The following is a 21,515-nucleotide window of genomic DNA, read 5'->3' on the forward strand; positions in this document are numbered from 1 at the left end:
TTCTAGATCACTGTTTTTGCTTTAGACATTCTATCAATTAGCAGTACAAAAACGATAAGTAAAAACATAGGAATCAGCAAGAAGTAAAATGCATTTGCACCTCCAATACTTTCGAATAATTCACCAACAATACGTGAACCAATTGTACCACCCAAAGCAGAAAAGATTATTATTAAACCAGACATTGGTGAATGTAATTTTTTGGGTAAAGAACTTAATACTGTAGAATTAAGTAATGGATATATTGGTGCGATAAACAGACCAATTAATGGCAAAATGAAACCTAAGGTTGGTACATCTACTATACTTTCAATTTTTACTAAAGTATCGATATCTACCTTTAATCGAGGCAAGACAAATAATAGTATTCCTCCAGATATTACAATGCAAATAATGACCAATAATACCCAAGATAACTTCTTTGTTAAATAACCAGCTATAAAACGTCCTAAAGCTAATGACAAAGCAAAAATGAATGCCATTTGTACACTCAGCTTTTCGGAGAAGAAAAATATCTTTTCATTAAACCGCGGTAACCATGTCATAATGCCTTGCTCAATCATAACGAATAGAAATGCTGAAATAATAAAGACTAAAACTAAAGGAACTACAATCAATTTTGCAGAAGCCCTCATATCATCAACAAGACTATTTCCTGAAGTCTCTACATTATATTCAACCTTTGAAAATAAAAGAAACAAAAAGGAAAGCAATATAAGAACACAAAGCACATAATAAACGTTTAACCAACTATTAGGGTCTTCTGAGTAAAAGAACGGGAATAAAACGTAAGCCAACGCAATACCTACCATAAAAAATCCTTCAATAGAACTCATTAAAGATGAGTGTGCTACCTTACCTTCAGTAATTAAACCGATTAAAGAATACACAGATAACTTAATAAGCGCAAAGCTAACTCCAATAGATAAGAATAAAATTTTGGTAGAGAAAAACGAATTACCAAATACCATTGATAAGCAACCAAAAAATACAATGGCCAAGCCTGTTAACATCGCTTTTTTATAGCCAAAACGTGGTAAAAATGATGCTACCAAAAAAGAAACAATTGCTATTGGTAAGTCTTTAAATGCCTCTAAAACTGATGCCTGAGATTCACTAACTCCATAAACATTAATTGATTTTGCGATGACAATACCTACGCTATTTAGTAGGATTGCAAAGACAAAATAATTTAAGTAAATAGATACTTTTATTCCTAAGTTTTTCATAACACTATTTATTCTTCAGTAGGAATTATTTCCGAGTCAGGATTAGTTTTCGACACATTTAATCGCATTGCTAAAATTGCCGCAATCACAAAAAACACTCCAGCAAATAACATAGCATTGATAGCATTGTCTCCTAAAATATATTTATATATTGGACCAAAACTTAGTGTTTGAATTCCCATTGGAATTACGATCATCATATTTAAAATACCCATATAAACACCACGTCTATCCTGAGGTACAATTTTAGATACCATAGTATAAGGAATACCCATCATTGCTGCCCAACCAATACCAAATAAAATCATTGGTACTAAAACTAAATTGGGATCAGATATAGATGGAATTAAGAATAATGCAATTGCAGTCCCAAATAAACTTAAAGCGTAAATCTTCTTACCGCCAAAGCGCAAGGTTAAAGGCACTAACATTAATGCAACCACCATAGTTACAGTGTTATATGTTAAGCTCATTTTTGCCGCTTGTGAAGCTGCCTCTGAAGTGGTAAAACCCATAGTTTTTTTGAACAATGGAGTCGTAAACTGCCAATAAATAAAAAGAGCATACCATTGAAACAAATAAACTCCAGCAATTTTCCACATAAATTTGGGCATGTCTTTTACAGCCTCAATAATCTCTTTAAAAGGTTGTGACACTCGTTGACTGAATGGTAAACTTTTAAGATGATTTATTTCTTCCATCTCTTCATCACTAGGTGGGATTTCTGGTGTTTTAAAAACAGAGTACAATATTGTAGTTAAAGAAAGGAATGCTCCAATAAAAAATGAATAGTATAACCACTGAGGAATCGTACCTGCTTCCTCTACGGATTCTCCACCAAACCAGTATTGAAAAAGTACAATAGATCCATTTGCAAGCAGAATACCAGCACCAACAAATAAACTTTGCATTTGATAACCAAGACTTAATTGTTTTTCTGGCAACTTATCACCGACAAAAGCTCTGTAAGGTTCCATTGCCATATTGTTACCAACGTCTAAAATCCACAGCAAACCAACTGCAAACCAAAGCACAGGACTATGTGGAAAAGCAAATAAACATAAACTACCTAATAGTGCACCAATTAAAAAATAAGGCTTACGTCTTCCCCAACGATTAGACCATGTTTTGTCTGACATAGCACCAATAATTGGTTGTACTATTAAACCAGTTACAGGACCAGCAATATTTAATATCGGCAGCATATCTTCGGGTGCACCTAAATACAAAAAGATAGGATTGATAGCGGTTTGTTGCAACCCAAAACTGTATTGAATTCCTAAGAATCCAACATTCATGTTGAAGATTTGCCAGAACGATAATCTTGGTTTAGTTAGTTTCATATGTTTATGTTTATTTTTTTAATGTCATTACAACAGCTTGATAAGGCTTTAAAGTTACTTTACTATCAGTACTTGTAAATGAACTGTAATTATTTATTAAAGTCGTTTCTACTTGTTTTATTTCTTCAAGACTTATCTCAGATTCTTGGTCACTAAAGTTGAGTAAAACCAGTACCTTTTTGTTATCTAAAGTTCTTGTATACGCGTAAACTTGTTTATTGTGCTTGTCTAACATTTCATAGGCTCCATATACAAACACCTCATTGTCATTTCTTAGCTTTGTCATTTTTCTAAAATGATTCAAAACACTATTTGGATCTTTATCTTGTGCTTCAACATTAATATCTCTGTAATTCTTGTTCACAGATTTCCAAGGATTACCCGTTGTAAACCCAGCGTTTTCTGAATCATTCCATTGCATTGGTGTACGACTATTTTCTCGCGAGCTATAGTTGAGTATTTTCATAAACTCATCCATATCACTATTTATTTTTAATGCCTTTTTGTAATTTCCCAAAGCTTCTATATCTACATAGTCATCAATATTTGGCATATCTATATTAGTCATTCCTAATTCATCACCATTATATGTGTATGGCGTACCTCTCATACTTAATAAAAATGTATTTAATAATTGAGCAGAAACAGTTCTAAATTCTGGGCTTGGATTACCAAAACGGTTTACAATTCTCGCCTTATCATGGTTAGCCAAAAATATAGCCAACCAACCATCCTCTGCAAACGACTTATCCCATTTTGTAAAGATCTCTTTGAACTCAGTCAAATCAAAGCTTCCGGGTTCTTTAGCCATATCTACATACTCGAAATGGTAAGCTGTTTGTAATTCATATCTATCCTCGTCAACAATGTCGTGAGCATCTTGCAACGTGCTGCCTGCACCTTCAGCAACTGCAAAAACATCGTAAGGTTCCATAACCTCTTTATACATTTCTTTTAAATAATCGTGAAGTTGTGGACGCATTCCATACCATTTGATAAAATCTTTTTCATGTCCTTCTGGAAATTTTGGAAATGTGGTGTCCTTACTTGCAAATTGAAATGCATCCATCCTGAAACCGTGGACTCCTTTTTCTGCCCAAAATTTCATAATATCATAAACCTCTTGTCTCAACTTTGGATTTTCCCAGTTTAAATCTGGTTGCCCTTCTGCAAATGTGTGTAAATAATAAGAATTGGTAGCCTTGTTATAATCCCAAGCTCCTTCAGGATCAAATATACTGTATCTATAAGGTGGCTCACCTTTTTCTGCTGGCCACCAATGGTAATAATTATAGTATTTACTATCTCTAGAACTACTGGCTTCCTTAAACCAATGATGTTGATTACTGCTATGATTAACGACAACATCTAGAACGAATTTTATACCACGCTCTTCCATTCCTGCTAACATGGTGTCAAAATCTTCCATAGTACCATATAGTAGGTGTATGGCTCTATAATCACTAACATCATAGCCGTTATCTATCATTGGTGAATCGAAAAATGGATTCATCCAAACCATAGTTATTCCTAGACTTTCAAGATAATCTAGTTCCTCGATAATCCCCTTAAAATCACCTATTCCATCTCCATCCGAATCTTTGAAACTTTGTGGATATATTTGATAAAGCACACCTTCTTTCCACCATGTTTTTGAGGTATTAGCTTGTATTTTTGTGTCTTGCTTTTCGTGCTTTTTATTTTCTGTACAACCTATTACTGTGATAATACCAAAAAGTAAAATGATAATTTTCTTCATAAGTGTAATTCCTTAATTTAAAAAACAAAGCGCAACAACTCAGTAATTGTATTACATAATAGTATTCTTTACTGTCTTATCTGCAAATTTGATTTGCTGTTTTATAATATTATGTTCAATCTCTAAAACTTTTTCGCTGAAATCATCTAATATATCCCGAGCTCTGTTTTCTCTATTAACCTTTGTTTCTTCATATGAATTCTCTATAAATACTTTATATGAAGCTTCTTCTAGCAGCATACTATATGTGCCCTCTACAATACAGAAATCAAATTCTTTAGGATATATGATTTCTTGTTTGATAGTATTCTCTGTGTAATTAACTAAAGGTTTTGTTATACTTGTTTCATTATTTAGGAATGAAGCAATATGAATATCCAACAATTTTAGATTAACCTCAGAAATTCCAACATTTCTAATATCATTTAAACGTTGTTTATGATTATCCTTTGGTGGAAGTTTGAAATAATCATCACCATGAAATATAAATCCCTTAATTCCTAGTTCTTTTTCTATATCCAGAAATAAAGCATAAGCTAATGAAGTTTTTCCGCTTCCAGATTCACCACCGACAGCAATACAAATTCGTTTTTTATCTAAGAATTGATTTTTTAGTATTGAAATAATCTCGTCATTGAAGACTTTAAAATTAGAATGATATATGAGTTTATCTCCTATCATGATTTTACTCAAACTTCATTTTAATATTACTCACAATAAAATCACCAACATTTCTACCTTGTTTTAAACCTTCATCTATTGCTGCCATATAGTGAATACCACCATATAATCTGCTAATAGCAGCTTCTTCTGCAGCCAGATTAAAAGATTTAAACGAGCGTATAGGGAGCCCAAATGGTACTTCCGTATCGTCATCGAACTGAAAATTATCTCCAAAAATTGCTGTTAGTACTGTGGAAGCAGCACCTGATGCTACGGAATGTCCACTCGTGTATTCTGGAAAAGGAGGTGTTTGTAATATTGGCAACCAGTCTTGGTCTAAATGCTGATTGATTAAGGTTTCTGGGCGTATGAGATTACTTCTATATTTCTCATCCCAACAGCTAATAAATGCGTCTGCAATAGCAATAGACGTTTTTGTATAAGCATTTACTGTTTCTGCGACATTTGCATCTGATTTTGTTGAAGCTATTTTCGCAATACCAATCCAATGTGCACCTGGAGATATTTTTTTAGTTGCAAACATAAAATGTCCTCTCGTTACAGATACAAAAGGATTACAATCCCAAAATTGTGCAATTTCTATCTCTTCAGAATCATCACCTTTTGCTGTAATCTCATTACTAATATTATAAACTTCTATGAGTTCTTCAGAAAACTTTGAACCTTTTTCTAACGAAAATTCTGGATGTCTTTTGGGTTTAAATTGTGCTGCAGAATCGAGAACGAAAGTTCTTATTTTATTCCAGTGTGGCTCAATGCCATCCATGTAAGATGGTGGTGTTGGTTGCCAACGCGATGGATCATCAGTATCTACTGTGAACTTTGACATCGTTCTGGTTTGGTTATAATTATCTGCATTCATCCATTTTTTGACATGATCTGTTACCTGCAAGGCATAATCTTTGGAAATATTAAATTCGTTTTCATTTTTATTAGTCCATTCTTTATACAAACTATCTTGCAGAACTTCCATTTTATCCTCAGAAAAAATCAAACTTTTACTAAGCTCCATATGCGCTATCAATGCCGATAATTCGAGATTAATAGCTTTATCCGCCTTTGGTATGCTAGTTAATTCAGCAACTTTGCCAGCCAGTGATTCCATTTCGGGTGTTTTTTGAGCTAAAATCTCATAAGCTGCTATGTTCGGATAAACGAATACTCTACTGGCCACTGGTGGCGAAAAAATATCGTGTATTTGTATTTCCATTACCTTGTCTACTGAGGCGTGAAATAACTCAGGTGAAACCACAATAGGTTCCGTTGATTTACTACAACTGCTTATAACACATACTATGCAGAATAGATATATGCTATGTTTTAAATTTTTCATTTTAATAATTCAATAATTCAACGGTTAATCATATAAGACTTACCATTGTTTGTTATAATTAAGTATTTATTTTCATTCACTTTTACAATCTTTCTACCGCTAATATCCTTTGGCAATTTTAAAGAACTGTAATTTAATAATTCATTTTCTGAAATTTCTACTATACCACCCGAATTAGATGAAGCTTCGCCAAGCTCGGTTACAAAACCTTTATGGTTACCTGTAAAAAAGATTTTGTTTCCGTCAACCAAAATATCTTCTATAGTACTTAATTGCGCTCGTTTTGGCAATGGTTGCGGTGTAAATGTTTCACCATTATTCTTATAAATCATAGATTGTAACTCATATAGATATTTAGTTTCTAAGATATCTGTTTCAGGCTTATCTACAATATCTGTTATTTCTTTCACCATTGAGAATGACTTATAATTAGTGAACTTCTTTTTTAGAAGAGGTATTTGCTCCATTAGTTTATCTTTTGAAGCAAATGGCACATAATTTCCAAAGAAATCATAAAATATAATTTGGTCTAATTTTTCATTTTTATCAAAATCATCTAAATACATTTTCACTGGTTTATCTAAAGATGCCTTCCATTTAAAATTTAATCCTACATTACCTGCAATTATATCTAACTTTCCATCATTATCTATATCGGCAATTTCAACAACATTCCACATTCCGTTTGTTTTGTCTAAGCCAAAGTACTTCGTTTTGTCTTCGAATTTATTTGTTTCAGAATAAGAGAAAACTTTAATAGGCATCCAATCACCAACAACTATTAATTCAATATTCCCATCGTTATTAATATCTGCCCATTTAGAATCTGTTGTCATCCCAAAACGTGCTTTAGAGGCAATCTCAAAATTGTTTTGGCCTTTATTTTTTAGAATGAAACTGTATGGTGTTAGTCCATAGGCTCCAGGTATAGATCGATTACCAATAAATAGATCAGTTAGCCCATCTTTATCATAGTCATAACCAGATATGGTTGCCCCATTTGTGCTTAATAGTTTAGAATTGAGCTTTGTAAAATTCCCTTTACCATCGTTAATATATACACGATCTTCTAACATTTCGTGACCTTCTTGGTAGTCATTACCTCCTCGTAATGCATATATATCTAGGTCATTGTCATTATCAATATCAAAAGCAATAGCGTCTGTATCTTCATAGGCAGCGTCCTCAACAAAAGCAGGAGTTGTCTTTATGATAAAGCTTCCATTTCTGTTTTGCAGATAAAGCACTGGCTCTTGTCCTCGTGCTCCACCAATAAATAAATCTTCGAGTCCATCACCATTGAAATCTTCTTGTACCAAAGAAGGCCCTTCTAATGAGAGATTTTCTGGTATTAGTGCATCACGCTCGTAGTCCAAAAACTTATTCTCCGTGTGTTGGTATTCAAATTCCTCAAATTTGAAATCTATCTCAGCATTGTATTGAAAGTTTGATGTGTTTTCTTTTTCAATCGTAACTAGAGTATTAATATTAGGATTCTTTGTAATACTTTGAGTTCCATCTTGCCAAACCACCTTCAAAGAATCTATACTGGCTAATTCACCAAGCCCGAAATGTACTTTTGCTGTAGAACTAGATAAAAATCCTTTTACTGTCGTTTGCTCTTTATAAAAGGTTTGATTATTGGCATATAAATAAATCTTAGTGCCATTTGTATTTATGGCTTTATCATCTCCCAAAAGTCTAATACTCATAAAATTATTCTTCGCTGTATTTTCTAAAAGCGAAGCATTTTCATTTATATTATTTATCACAATATCTAAATCACCATCATTATCTAGGTCAGAATAAGCAGCACCATTGGAGTATGTCCCTTTATTAGCTTTATCTACTTTAGAATTTGTAAAAGTTAATTCACCTGTATTAGTCAATAGTACGTTTGGTAAATTTAAAGTCGGCATGGTATTAATGAGCTTTTGCTCTAAAGTATCTTGAGTAGTTTTAGCATATCTTGCGAAGTCTACAGTACTCAAATATTTAATATAATCTAAGTCGTTAGGTCGCTTATAGATACCATTTGTAATATAAATATCCGTTAAACCATCATTGTCATAATCCATTAAAAGTGGCGACCAACTCCAATCCGTAGCATAAGTATCAGTCATTAGAGCTACATCTACAAAATATTTACCATTGTTGAGTTGCAAATGGTTTCTGGCATATTGCTGATTAAACCCAAAAGAGGCTTTTATTTTGTTTACCTTATCCGAGTCCTCACCACCTGATTTTAAGAAAATCTCTGACTTATAAGGCATCATATCTAAAGTTATAAGATCTAATTTTCCATTATTGCTTATATCCGCAACATCAACTCCCATCGTGAATCTTGAAGTGTGATTAAAATAACTATCACTAGATTCTGTAAATGTTTTGTCACCATTGTTAATATAGAGATAATCATTTTCGTGAAAATCGTTACCAACATAGATATCTGTAAAACCATCATTATTTATATCTGAAGTTGCGAGTGCTAAACCATAACCCAGAGCACTATTATAAATTCCTGATTGAGCAGTAACATCAACAAATTTAGTTTGCCCATTTTCAGATTTATTTTCATAGAAAATGTCACCAGAAACCTGATCTGGTTTTTCCCTTAATCTCGAGTTTCCATAAGAATATGGTGAATGAACAGAGTGATTCATAAGATACATATCCATATCTCCGTCATTATCATAATCAAAAAAGGAGGCTTGGGTAGAAAAGCCAGAAAACTTAATGCCATATGTTTCTGCTGCTTCTTTAAAGGTATTATTTCCTTGATTTATATATAATTCGTTACTTGCCTTAAGGCCTTTATAGTTGCCTACTTTACAAACATAAATATCTAATAATCCATCATTATTAACGTCGCTCATTGTAACTCCGGTCGACCATGTACCTTCTTGGCTAATACCACCCTTTATAGAAATATCTTTAAACTTTAAGTTTCCTAAATTTAGAAATAGTTTATCTGGTTTTTGGTTTGCGGTAAGATAAATATCATCTAAACCATCATTGTTAATGTCACCTAGGGCAACACCACCACCATTATAGTAATACAAATATTCAATTATATTGAGATCTCCAGTGTCCGTTAAATCATTCGAAAAGTTAAGACCAGAATCTGATGAACTAATGGTATTGAAAGGCGTATTGTTGGAACTATCAATATCTGTTTCATCTTGTTTCTCTGAACAAGCAAAAATTAATAAAAATATAAAGCTTAATCTTTTGGTCATATTAATACTTATAAACCTCTAACGTGTCATTATTTTTAGTAATAAAAATTTTATCTTTTATCACTTTTATGTCTCTTATTTCACCATTAACTTTCAATCCTCTTCCCGTTTTATGGTATTTGAAATTATTGTCTCCTAAATTCTCTAAATAATTTCCGTAAGAAGCATCATACCTTCCAAATTCTGGCATAACACCATTTAAATTTCCACCTAAAAGTATATCCATATCACCATCTTTGTCAAAGTCTGATGTACTTATGGCATATATAGGAGAAAATTGAACCTCTTTAGGTAAGTCTTTTACTTCAAATTTAAAATCACCATTATTTATCAATATTAAAGTACTTAAATTATTAGCTTCTAAGACTGTGCTACTATCTAATTGTTCTTGCGTAAAAATATCACTTATAGTTGCATTTTTAAACGATTCGTAGTCTGGATATTTTTTGCTTAAATATTTTAATTGATCCACTAAGTTATGTCTAAGCGCATAAGGATATTGATTACCATCATGTGATCTAAATGTGAGAATCGGGTCTAAAAAACTATTCCCATCATAATCATTTACATAAAGTTTTATTGGATTACTATCTGAAGCTTTAAATCTACTATTTAAGCCATGATTTCCGAGAATTATATCTTTATCCCCATCATTATCTAAATCCGCTATTTCAATGGTATTGTACCATCCTTTTAAGTTAGACAACATCTCATTATCAGCTTCTTTAAAGCTACCATTAATGTTTTCAAACACCCTAACTCCCATAAACTCACCGACTATCACCAAATCCTCTGAGCCATCTTTATTAAGGTCTACGAATGTTGCATCAGTAATCATTCCTAGGCTTGAAAACTCGGGAGATAACTCACTAGACTTTTCTGTGAAGTTTCCTTTACCATCATTAATTAAAAGAAATCCAGAGCCTGATTCACCGTAAGCTTTTGGTATGGCGCGTTCACCTACAAATAAGTCAATATCATTATCATTATCTATATCTGAAGCTGTAACTGTGTTGCTGCTATGATACCCAACTTTTGTAGGCAATATTTGCGATGAAATCTCATAGTTGCCGTTACCATCGTTAATATAAAGTCTATCCAAGTATTTAGGACTAAATTTGGAAAACTCTATACCTCCACTGCATACATATAAATCTAAATCACCGTCATTATCTGCGTCAAAAAACACACTCTCTGCATCTTCTGATGATTTATTATTTTCAAAAGCAGATGTTTTTAGCTCAATAAATTGACCGTTTTTTTGAATAAATAATTTAGCAGAACTATCTTTAGAACCACCAATAAATATATCCTCTTCTCCATCTCCATTAACATCTCCAAAAGCCATTTTTGGACCTTCTGTACTTCTCATAAATGGCAATAAACGCTCTACATTAAAATCTATAAAATTATTTTCTTTGTGAGTAAAACTCAAACTCGTTTTATCCTTAGAAAATAGTGCTTCAGCAACTTTTGAAGAGCTTTTCATATCATCTGTTGCATCTTTTTCGTAAAGTGTTAGTGTTTTGTCAACTTCAAGATTCGCAAGGTTAGTAACTTTGCCAGAAGGCCAAGTTACTTGTAAATTTACATTGTCTTTATTTTTAAAACCAAAATTAGGACGATTATCCATTGAAGACTGAAATCCTCTTACAGGTTGCTGTTCTAAAAAAAGCGTATCTGTATTGTTAGAGAGTTTGAGTTTAGCTCCTATAGCATCTTTATTTAAGCCTTCACCTTTTAGAATAACTTTTAAATAATGAGTGTCATTTTGGTTCAATTTGTTTTCATAAACAAACAATGGCATATTCACGTTATTAACAATCACATCTAAATCCCCATCGTTATCTAAATCACCATAAGCTGATCCGTTTGAAAATCCCTCTGTATTTAGTCCGTTATCAGTACGCTCAAATTTTAAACTCCCATCATTTATATAAGCATGATTCTTAACTTTATTTGACGGAATTATATCAATCAATTTTTTATAATCGACTTGGTTATTTGTTACAATTGATTGAATAACTTCTTGATTAGAGATGTACCTTAAATAATCTTGATTAGTCAGGTCTTTATAAATGCCATTGGCAATGAATAAGTCTTTTAAACCATCATTATTCATATCAAAAAATAAAGCTCCCCAACTCCAGTCTGACGCCTCTACTCCACTAAACCGACCAACTTCACTAAATGTTAAATCGCTATTATTAAGCTGCAACATGTTTCTGGTGAACTGATGGTAGTAATCATTTTTTAGATTGTATTGGTATTTGTTCCAATCTTCAAATGTAGTTACGGTTTTTAAGCGATCATATTCGCTTGGTAACATTTCAGTAACGAAAATATCATTATAACCATCATTATTAATATCGGCAGCATCTGCTCCCATCGATGCTCCACTAATTGAATTAAGAGAAGTCGTTAAACATTCTTTAAAAGTACCATCTTGCTTATTAATATATAAGTAGTCTCTTTCAAAAAAGTCATTAGACACATATATATCTTGCCAGCCATCATTATTCATGTCACCTACTGTAACGCCTAAACCAAAGCCAATAACGCTACCATAGATTCCTGCTTTTTCGCTTACGTCTATAAAAAGTCCGTCTTTATTCTCAAAAAGTTTGTCTCCTCCCAAAACATCTCTTTTTGGGCGCTCATTTTTAGTAAGATTAAAACTACCTATCGCTTGATAAGAATTGTTGAGAAGGTAAACATCTAAATCCCCATCATTATCATAATCAAAGAAAGAAGCATGTGTAGAAAATCCTTTATCATCCAATCCAAGTGCTTCTGCTTTATCGGTAAATGTTCCATCGCCATTGTTAATGAAGAACTCATTTTGCTTATTATCTCCTTTAACATCCCCAGAATTACAAACATAAATATCTAAAAATCCATCTGCATTAATATCTACCATAGATACTCCTGTAGACCAAGCTTTAGAACCAGCAATATTTGCTTTATCGGTTATATCTTCGAATTTAAAATCACCTTTGTTTAAATACAATCTGTTCTTGCTCATATTAGATGTGAGGTATACATCTAGCAACCCATCGTTATTTATATCTCCTAGTGCAACACCTCCTCCATTGTAGAAATTTCGGTATTTATAAACGTTAAACTCATCATTAGAAACCAAATCATTACTAAAATTAATCCCTGTGGAATCTGCTGACAATAACCTAAATTGTGGTTCTGTATTCTCAATAATTATTTGATTCCTATCTTCTGTACAAGAAGAAAGAAAAAGTAAAATCAGAACGCTATTAAAATACTTCAGCATTTATTACTTGTTTAGATTGTTGTACTTGTAGTCAAGGTCTTCTATTAAAACTGATACATCTTTATCGGACTCTTGCTTTAATTGAATTTGACGATTACCGTCTATCTTAACTAATATATCGTCTTTAACGGCCATAAAGGAATTGCCTGGATACCATTTCAATAAAGTATCTTGAACTCTGGGTAATAATGCTTCCGCAGAAAAATCTTTATTCCATGGTGACCATGCCACATATGAAAACTTAACATCCATAGCTATAATCTTGTTCTCTTTATTGAATTTTCCGTAAAATAACATTCTCATTTTATGAGTTGTGTCAGTTGTATCTTGCGGATAAAGAAAACTTTGAACGTAATTATTATTTGGTCCGTGAGTTAAAATACGTTTTTGGTTATATTCTTTGCAGATTTCATAAAAATCACTTTTCGTTTGACCAAATTTTAAACCATAAAAAACCGAATCATTTCTAACACCAGTTGCAAGTTCATCCTTAACGAGTTTGGTATATTCTGATTGACAAGAACACACCAAAAAAACAGAAAGAAGCACTATTAAATTATCTAACCTTATTTTCATTTAAACTTTTATTATCTAATATTTTATAAAACTTAATACTATCATTATTAATCGCAGTCATTAAAATCGTTTCCTCTTTTAATACTATAAAATTAAAATCTCTTATTTGACCTTTAATATTTAAAGACATAGCTTCTTTAAAATCATTTTTGCCAGTACCATATAATAACCAACCTTGAGAAGCATCATCTATACCGAACTGTGGTTTTATTAAGTATTGATTTCCACCAAATAAAATATCCTGATTACCATCTTTATCTACATCAAAAATTTGAATAGCAGCTACATTTGAGTACTGAATTTCTCTAGGTAATTTTTGATTTACAAAAGTCTTATTTTTATTTATAAAAAGTGCTGAATTTAGCATTTTAACATCAAAATATTTTGCTTCTTTTAGTTGTTCTGCAGTAAAAATAGAAGCGATATGAGCATTTGTATAATCTTTATAAAACAACAACTTTTGCTTGAGACTTGAAATTTGTGAAATCAACTCGTCCCTATCCACAATTGGGTAGTACTTATCATCTCTTTTGTAACATACAATCTGTTCAATAGTGCCATTGCCATCAAAGTCAGAAACATACATTCTCATATTTGGCTTAAAAAAAGTATTCTCACCTTTATTACCAGCCACAATATCTACTTTACCATCATTATTAATATCTTTAACTTCTATGGTTTTCCATAAACCAGAAGTGTCAGATAGACCAAATTCTTTAGTTTGATTTGTGAATTCTCCATCTTTATTTATAAAAATGGTAATAGGCATCCATTCACCTACTACTATGAGATCTTTTACACTATCGTTATTTAAGTCTGTCCAATAAGAATCTGTAATTAAACCAATATTTTTTAATGCTTCAGGTTCAGTAATTTCAAAGCGATTATTACCATTATTTTTTAATACATATCCAGATGATGGAATACCATAGGTTTCTACTTTAAAACGTTCACCAATAAAAACATCTACATCACCATCATTATCAAAATCATAAGTTGAAATTGTTGATGTACTAATTGGTGTTGAGAAACTTAGAGACTCTAAACTCAACTCATAATTACCGTTACCTTTATTAACATATAATCTGTCATTTAAAGAGAAATCGTATTTGGAAAATGCTTTGCCACCACTACTGACATATAAATCTAAATCACCATCATTGTCACTATCAAAAAATACAGCGTCAGTATCTTCAGATTTTGCGTTTACATTAAAAGGTTCAACAACAGCTTTAAATGAACCACCACTTTGTGATATAAATAAAACTCCAGATTGCCCTTTAGCACCACCTATGTAAAAATCTAAGATAGCATCGTTATTTATATCTGCACTTGCAATACTTGGCCCTTCATTATTAAACATCTCCGGCAACAACTGTTCTCTATTAAAATCTACACTATTATTTTCTTTATGCTTATAGTTAAATAACGCATCTGTTTCAACCAATAGATTTTGATTTTCACTATGTTTTTCTTCAGTATAGAGCTTTTCGTCTAACTGATTAAATATATAACTTTGATTTGTGCTAATTTGATAGTGACTACTCTTCGCTCCTGTTGGCCATGAGATAATCAGGCTATCAATAACTTTAGAGGTATTAGTTCCTAAAAGTAGTTTTGGCGAGATTGAACTTTGAAAACCTCTTGACGGAAAATTTTCAAGATTTCCGTATTGATTTTTACCGTAATAGATTTCCACTTTTGAGCCTATTGCGAACTTGTTTTCTTCAGCACCAATTAAGCTTATTGAAATACTTCTATTAAGTGTGCTATCCGCAGTATTTTCATATAAAAAAGCGGGCATATTAACATTATTCACTACTAAATCTAAGTCTCCATCATTATCAATATCTCCGTAAGCACTTCCGTTACTAAAACTTGGAGCATCTAATCCCCAGTTTTTTGATTCATCTGAAAACTGAAAATTACCTTGATTTTTGAATACAGCATTTGAAACCGCTTGAGATGGCATCATATCTACAAGCTTATTCATAATTTCCTTATCAGTTTTTATCATGTCCCTGATTTTATCTTCATTTGCCATATAGGTCAAATAATCCCTATCTAATAAGTCTTTAAAGATACCATTGCTAATAAATATATCCTTTAACCCGTCATTATCTGCATCAAAAAGTAAAGAGGCCCAACTCCATTCAGAGGCTGAAACGTCAGAAAATCGACTTATTTCAAAAAATGAATTATTACCCATATTTCTATGTAAAGCGTTTCTAGAAAATTGTTGGTGATATCCTTTCTTATTTGCTAAATCGTATTTGTTCCAAGATTCAAAAATAGTCTTAGAACGTTGTCTTTCTAGAGACTTTGGCAACATTTCAGTTACCATAATATCTGAAAATGAATCATTATTTAAATCCGCAGCGTCCGCTCCCATAGAGCCCATCGAAATAGAACCAAATTGATTTACTAAATCTTCTTTAAAGGTTCCGTCTTGATTATTTATATATAAATAATCACGTTCAAAAAAATCATTTGAAACAAATATATCTGGCCATGAATCATTGTTATAATCACTCACAGTAATACCTAAACCAAAACCAATAGAGCTTGAATAAATATTAGATTCTTCTGTGACATCGATAAAGACATTATTATCGTTTCGTAAAAATTTATTGCCATTTTCAGTTGATTTTTCTCTCTGGTCTTTTACAAAATCATAGTTTCCAACTGCTCGTATGGAATTATTAAGAAGATAGCAATCTAAGTCACCATCTTTATCATAATCAAAAAAGTTTGCCTGTACGCTCAACCCAACAATATCGAGACCGTATTCTTTAGACTTCTCAGTAAAAGTTAAATCACCATTGTTTATGAATAGCTCGTTATGTCTGTTAGGCATCTCACTTGGAGGACCAGCTTTACAAACATAAATATCTAACCATCCATCATAATTAATATCTACAAACGTGACACCTGATGACCAAACACCATCGCATTCTACTCCAGCACTTTCTGAAATATTCTCAAATTTCCAATTCCCTTTATTTAAATACAGTTCATTTTTAACCAAATTTCCTGTAAAGTAGATATCTAATAAGCCATCATTATTAATGTCACCTAAGGCAACACCTCCACCATTATAAAAATTTCTATATGTATATGGATTAAGCGCTTCGGTATATTCTAATGTGTTCTGAAAAGTTATGCCTGAGTTATCATTTCTCTGTACGAAAAGTTTAGAATCACTAACGTTAGATTCACAAGAAAATAGAATATAACCTATAAAAAAAAGCACTAGAAAGTTTTTCATTTAAGCCTAAATAGAAAAATAATGATATTAAAAAAGGGATACATAAAAGTATCCCTTTTTACTCAAATAAAATACTTTATATAAATATTAGTATCCTGGATTTTGTGTTAAACTTCCACTACTTGCATCTATTTGCTCTTGTGGAATAGGGAACACATTTCTTGTAGGATCAGAAACTGGCTTTTCCCACCATGCATCATTAAACCTACCAAAACGAATTAAATCTTGACGACGAGAAACTTCCATAAACATTTCTCTACCGCGCTCTGCTAAGAATTCGTCAGCAGTTAAAGACGTTAATGCTCCAACACCTGCTCTAGATCTAATTGTATTCACATCACCTAAAGCCACAGCCCAATTGCCAGCAGCTCTAGCATCCGCTTCAGCACGCACCAAATACATATCACCCAGACGAATAATTGGGTAATCATTATCCATATCATTTTGTTGTCCTTGACGGAAGCTGAATTTACCCAAACGTGCACCACCTTTTCTAGATGCATTAGGTTCTAACTCATTAATATCTATAGAATAATCTAATTCTATTTCATCAGCTGGAGCAGCATAATCTAATATAGCTGTACCTTCGTAATCAAATTGTGGTCCTACTATAAAGTTAGCTGTTTTACGAGCATCACCATCTTCATAAGAATTATAGAATTCTTCTAATGCCGAATATCCATTCCAAGGTTGATTTGCAATATTCCAAGTAAATTGACTTGAATAATGTAAAGTCATTTGCGCAAAATTCATATTTGTACCAGACGCATTATCGTAAGCAATTGACCACACCATTTCTGGATTGTTTTGATTGTTAGGCGCAAAAACTGCCGCATAACCTTCTAAAGTTTCAGGATCTGATGCAACTGCTGGTCTTCTTGCTGGATTAGGAACCGAACATCCTGAATCACAAAGGATATAACCACCGTTATCAATAACATAACCTGCAGCCATTGAAGCTTCAGACCATCTTGCTGTACCTGTATAAACTTCAGCATTTAAATATAGTTTTGATAATAAACCTAACGCAGCAAACTGGTTGATTCTATACGGGTTTTGTTCTGTTGTTAAAGGACTAGACGATAAATCCATACCCATTGAAACAGAACCGATACCTAAAGCAGCTAATAGCTCACCCTCAACAAAGTTAAAAACTTCAGTTCTTGTTGATTGTGGAGGGTTATTATTTGTTTCAGTAACTAATTTAACTCTACCATAAAGATCTAATAAACGGTAGTAGAAAAAAGCTCTTAGTGCTCTTACTTGAGCCACCTGATTTGCATCTAATCCACCATCAGCTAATGCTGTATTACATGCTCCAATAGCATCGTATTGTTGTGTCCATGTTCCTGTAACAGGACCATTAGTTGATGTGTAAGTATGTCTGTGCATATCTAACCATATACCACCGTCAAACCAATCACCACCTTTTTGAGTAATAGCCGCTTCATCAGAAGACACTGTTTGTATTGAAAAATAACCACCATGGTTTGCTGAACCAGCATTTCTTAACTGATTGTAAGCAGACGCAATAGCATCGGAAGGACCTGGACCACCTCCGTCAAAGCTTCCAAAGTCAGGCTCTACACCATCGAACTGTTCTGTAACTTCTCCGAGTAAGTTCTCATCTAAATCTGTACAGGCACTCATAAGGACAAGTGCTCCACACATTAAACTGATTTTAAAAATGTTTTTCATAGTTTTTTTTTTAAAAGTTTGCATTAAGACCTAATGTAATAGTTCTTGATTGGAAATAGTTATACCTTCTATCTATACCTGGTGTTAAAGGATCACCTGCACCTGGGTTTAAGAATCCACCGTTGTCTACATCACCTCTATCTTGTAATGCAGGCTCAGGATCTGCACCTGTGTAACCAGTTATAGTAAATAAATTTTGAGCCGTTAATGATAATCTTAGACTCTTAAGATACTTATTATTATCGCCAATATCAAATGTATATCCAATTTGTAAGTTATCAAGCTTAACAAAATCAGCTTTCTCTACGTATAGAGAACTATACTGAGCATTTGTAATCGTTGGCTCTGCCAATTCTGTATTGATAAAGTTGTAAGAACTTTGGCTACCTACTCTTGGCTCGTAAAATACTCTAAAGTTATTAACTAGACTGTGACCAAATGCACCTCTAATTAACATATTAACGTCCCAGTTTTTGTAAGCTAAAGAGTGTGTCCAACTTAATTCAAAATCTGGAATACCCTTACCAAGTTCTTTTAAGTCACCGTCGATAACACCATCACCATCAGCATCAATTGCATTACCAATTTCTTGATTCGCTTGTATGGTTCCATCGCCATTTAAGTCAACGAAGTTTTGAGCACCGTCAGTAATTGTACCATCCCAAACAGGACCATAAATTAATCCAATCTCTTCACCTGGTGCTACTAATACAACAGCCGTATTGTTTTGCCCTGGCGCACCAAGATTTCCTCTAAATGTAGTTTGTCCAAACTCATCTAAGGTAGACTTATAGGTTGAAAAGATTAAACCTGAATTATATGTAAGATCATCATTTTTGATAATATCATAGTTTACAGCTAATTCTAAACCTTTAGTAGATAACTCTCCACTATTATCGAACCAAGTGTCAGCAATTTGAACCACATCATCAGGAAGCTCCCCTGCCAAAATAGGTCTTTCAATAATAAAATCTGTAACTTTTCTAGAATATAAATCTAACGTCGCCCCTAAGCGTCCCATATTAAATTCAATTCCAAAATTCGTCTCTGCTTTTTCCTCCCACTGTAAATCTGGGTTTGCTTGTCTAAATGCTACAGATGATAGTAAATTTCCATCAGGATTGTAACCACTTTGAGCAAGACCATAATCTACAGGTAGAGCACCTGTAACACCATATCCAACTCTTACTTTGAATTGGTCAACATTATTCATGTCTATATAGTTATTCAAATCAACACCTAAACCAACAGATGGAAATGTTCCCCATTGATTATTCACACCTAATTTGGTAGAACCTTCGTGTCTAACAGAAGCATTAAAATATATAGCATTATCAAAAGTTGCATTTGCTCTTGCAAAAAATGCTATAATGCGTTGTTCTGGTGATCTATTACTGTTAATATTCAATAAATTACCACCGTTAATTTGATCTTGAGACCATTCTAAAGCGTCGATATATGCCAAATTATCATTTGGAAAATCACCAGCTGAAATAAAGTAATCATTAAATTGCTCTTCTTGCCATGAGTAGCCACCAGTAAACTTTAAATTTAATCTATCTGTTGGATCTAAAGCAACATCACCGTAGATTTCAAATAACTTAAATCTATCATCTCTATTGTATAATCGCGCTAAACCTTTACGTGTAGGACTCGATGCGTTACCTCTAAAAAGCGATGTTGTTCTATAATATTGACCATTATTAAATTTAGAACTCTGTTCAGAATATGTTGCATTTAAAGAAATGTTATCTGTGAAACTATATTTAAAGTTTGCACCATAAGTAAATTCATTTCTATCACTATTATTAGTATTTTGATTAATAATAGATACTGGGTTGAAACTATCAAACAATCCTAATGTTTCAAAGTAGCCTCCATAAGGGTCTGCACTAAAGGGAAATGGCGAATCCGCACCAAAAACAGGAGCAGTTGGGTTATAAAGAACTGCATATCTTAGCGCCTCATTGAAACCTTCTTCACTATCTCTTTTAGTAAAAGATGCATTAAAATCTATTTTTAATTTATCATCTAATATTTTGGTTGATGCTTGAAGTCTAGTATTAAACTGATTAAAACCAGAGTTTCGTAGAACACCTTGCGCATCCCTAAAGTTTGCAGAAACTCTAAAGTTTGTCTGGTCGTATCCACCAGAAATAGCAACATTGTGTATATTAGTGATAGCGTTTCTTGTTACTAAATCGATCCAATCAGTTCTACTACCTAAATCTGTACCACCAGCTGCAACAAACTCATCACCACTCATATTATCTACTTGTCTTGCAATAGATGCAGAAGCTACAGATCCGTTGTAAGACACCGTTGTAGAACCAGATCTACCTCTCTTAGTTGTGATAATGATTACACCACTAGAACCACGTGTTCCATAAATAGCGGCAGCCGATCCATCCTTTAATACTGTCATAGTATCAATATCGTTAGGATCCACATTGTCTAGAGAAGCACCAATAATACCATCAATAACAACTAATGGCTGAGAATTAGCTCCAATTGTAGAAATACCTCTTAATCTAATTACAGCATCCTCATTTGGATTACCTCCTCTATTATATATACTCAAACCAGCCACTTTACCTTGTAAAAGACCAGCAGCATCGTTAATAGCTCCTCGGTTAAACTCTTCTTCGCTCACTGTTGTAACAGCAGAAGTCACTTCTTTTTTAGTTGTGTTACCATAACCAACAACAACAACCTCTTCTAAAGCCGCTGCATCTTCTTCTAAAACAACATTAATAGTAGATTGACCATTAACTGCTACTTCCTGAGTTTTAAACCCTAAGTAACTGAAAACAATAACAGCGTCTGAAGCCACATCGTTTAATGTGTAATTTCCATCAAGATCGGTTTGAGCGCCATTGGTGGTTCCTTTAACAATAACGTTAACTCCTGGTAAAGGACCCGTGTTATCCGAAACATTACCTGTAACGGTTTGCGAGTATATCAATCCTCCTACCAGAAAGAAAATACTACATAAAATTTTTCTAAAAAGATTTTGTGTCATATTAAGTTTATTTAGTTAGTAATTAGTGCTACGTTGTTACGAAATCAACAAGTAAACGTTAAAAAATTATCAAATTTA

At 32.9% G+C, this 21,515-nt stretch carries 11 protein-coding genes; all 11 read right to left on the bottom strand.

Translation table 11 applies throughout. The annotated features are described in order from the left end of the window. Positions 1-2: 2 nt before the first annotated feature. A complete protein-coding gene (locus tag Q0822_RS03000; RefSeq protein ID WP_299119967.1) occupies positions 3-1,229 on the bottom strand; it encodes an MFS transporter in 1,227 nt (408 codons plus the stop codon). Positions 1,230-1,237: 8 nt separating this feature from the next. Then, positions 1,238-2,572, bottom strand: coding sequence for an MFS transporter (locus Q0822_RS03005; RefSeq protein WP_299119969.1), 1,335 nt, complete (start codon positions 2,570-2,572; stop codon positions 1,238-1,240). A gap of 10 nt (positions 2,573-2,582) precedes the next feature. Further along, on the bottom strand, positions 2,583-4,331 hold the full coding sequence (locus Q0822_RS03010) for an alpha-glucosidase (protein WP_299119971.1): 1,749 nt from the start codon (positions 4,329-4,331) through the stop codon (positions 2,583-2,585). Positions 4,332-4,382: 51 nt separating this feature from the next. Continuing rightward, positions 4,383-5,012, bottom strand: a complete 630-nt coding sequence (locus Q0822_RS03015; protein WP_299119974.1) for a hypothetical protein — start codon at positions 5,010-5,012, stop codon at positions 4,383-4,385. 4 nt (positions 5,013-5,016) lie between these two features. Continuing rightward, positions 5,017-6,348 (bottom strand): vanadium-dependent haloperoxidase, encoded by a 1,332-nt coding sequence (locus Q0822_RS03020; RefSeq protein WP_299119977.1) that lies wholly within the window; start codon positions 6,346-6,348, stop codon positions 5,017-5,019. A gap of 17 nt (positions 6,349-6,365) precedes the next feature. Next, the gene (locus Q0822_RS03025; protein ID WP_299119980.1) at positions 6,366-9,587 is read right to left on the bottom strand and encodes a VCBS repeat-containing protein; all 3,222 of its coding nucleotides are present in this window, start codon (positions 9,585-9,587) and stop codon (positions 6,366-6,368) included. Between the two features lies 1 nt (position 9,588). Next, entirely contained in the window at positions 9,589-12,873 is a 3,285-nt protein-coding gene (locus Q0822_RS03030; protein ID WP_299119983.1) for a VCBS repeat-containing protein, read from the bottom strand. Between the two features lie 3 nt (positions 12,874-12,876). Next, positions 12,877-13,449, bottom strand: a complete 573-nt coding sequence (locus tag Q0822_RS03035; RefSeq protein WP_299119987.1) for a hypothetical protein — start codon at positions 13,447-13,449, stop codon at positions 12,877-12,879. Beyond that, a complete protein-coding gene (locus Q0822_RS03040) occupies positions 13,430-16,717 on the bottom strand; it encodes a VCBS repeat-containing protein (RefSeq protein ID WP_299119990.1) in 3,288 nt (1,095 codons plus the stop codon). The genes Q0822_RS03035 and Q0822_RS03040 overlap by 20 nt, the downstream gene beginning before the upstream one ends. Before the next feature lie 87 nt (positions 16,718-16,804). Continuing rightward, on the bottom strand, positions 16,805-18,415 hold the full coding sequence (locus Q0822_RS03045; protein ID WP_299119992.1) for a RagB/SusD family nutrient uptake outer membrane protein: 1,611 nt from the start codon (positions 18,413-18,415) through the stop codon (positions 16,805-16,807). 10 nt (positions 18,416-18,425) lie between these two features. Beyond that, positions 18,426-21,437 (bottom strand): SusC/RagA family TonB-linked outer membrane protein, encoded by a 3,012-nt coding sequence (locus Q0822_RS03050; protein WP_299119994.1) that lies wholly within the window; start codon positions 21,435-21,437, stop codon positions 18,426-18,428. Between the last annotated feature and the right edge of the window lie 78 nt (positions 21,438-21,515).

It is taken from the genome of uncultured Winogradskyella sp. (assembly GCF_947496485.1).
Taxonomy (GTDB): domain Bacteria; phylum Bacteroidota; class Bacteroidia; order Flavobacteriales; family Flavobacteriaceae; genus Winogradskyella.